The organism is Sphingobium sp. FG11 (assembly GCF_057809915.1).
Genome location: NZ_JBMDKW010000050.1, coordinates 1 through 369, shown reverse-complemented (window position 1 = coordinate 369; position 369 = coordinate 1). Strand labels below are relative to the sequence as shown.

Sequence of the window (369 nt, the reverse complement as noted above, 5' to 3'; positions counted from 1 at the left end):
TGACCCGTGAGCGCGACCATGCGTTGATGGCCCCTCTGCTGAAGCGGCTGAAGGATAGAACGAGCGAAAAGGAGTGACTGCCATGGATGACGATGCTGTCGTCAAAGCGACCGGGACCGCCCTGTCTACGATCGCCGCCGTTCTCGAGCGCGCTGGGATCGCTAGCGGACAGGAAATCGCAAATCTCATCGGAATGTGCGGCAAGATCGCAAGTGAAGATGGCGATAACAACGAAGGCACAATTCTCGCAACCTGGTCCGGCATGATCGCAGATTCGATCAGCCAGACCCCGAACTAACGTCATGGCAGGCCCGCTGGTCGGGGGCGATCGGGGGATAGGATGGGTTCGTGCGATCGTCGGCGCATTTG

Annotated in this window: 1 protein-coding gene; it reads left to right on the top strand. The window is 59.3% G+C overall.

Going from position 1 to position 369, the window contains the following annotated elements:
- Positions 1-82 precede the first annotated feature (82 nt).
- Complete coding sequence (locus tag ACODSN_RS16425; protein ID WP_489056560.1) at positions 83-298, top strand: hypothetical protein; 216 nt, start codon at positions 83-85, stop codon at positions 296-298.
- The last annotated feature ends 71 nt before the right edge of the window (positions 299-369 follow it).